We start from the raw sequence: 503 nt of genomic DNA, 5'->3' as shown, positions 1-503 counted from the left end.
TTGGGATCAGTTATTTAGAGCTGCGGGGTGACTACTATCGAGCGCTTGAGTCAGCGCAGAGGGGCTCGCTAGATATTACCTCCTGGATCTGTTGGTTCCTCGACACACTGGATTACTCCATAGAGCTGGCATTACAGGTTATTGATCGTTCTCTCGCCAAGACATTTTTCTGGTTGCGGCACTGTAATGACGATCTGAGTCCGGAGCAAACCAAAGTGCTGAATCGTTTACTGGATGGCGGCGAACAGGGTTTTGAAAATGGCATCAATGCAAGCCAGTATCAAAAAGTGGCCGGAGTAAGCAAAGCGACCGCTACACGCCATCTTGCGCAATTGGTGGATAAGGGGTGCATTGAAAAATTACCTGCTGGCGGTCGCAATACACGTTATCAGATCCGCTTGCACACCGAGGGAGTTTGAAAAAGCATCGCCATGGGGCGTTGATTTCATTTGGTAGATAAGAGCTGCGATTGACGTACCAATGGTAAGCGCCCTTGAATCGGC

1 protein-coding gene is annotated in these 503 nt (G+C 49.5%); it reads left to right on the top strand.

The genetic code is table 11. The annotated features are described in order from the left end of the window. Nucleotides 1-419: Fic family protein (locus tag BN1127_RS22415; RefSeq protein WP_042649302.1), on the top strand; the 419-nt coding region annotated here is incomplete at its 5' end. Between the last annotated feature and the right edge of the window lie 84 nt (nucleotides 420-503).

It is taken from the genome of Aeromonas media, assembly GCF_000819985.1.
Taxonomy (GTDB): domain Bacteria; phylum Pseudomonadota; class Gammaproteobacteria; order Enterobacterales; family Aeromonadaceae; genus Aeromonas; species Aeromonas media.
This window is presented reverse-complemented; position numbering and strand designations above follow the sequence as displayed.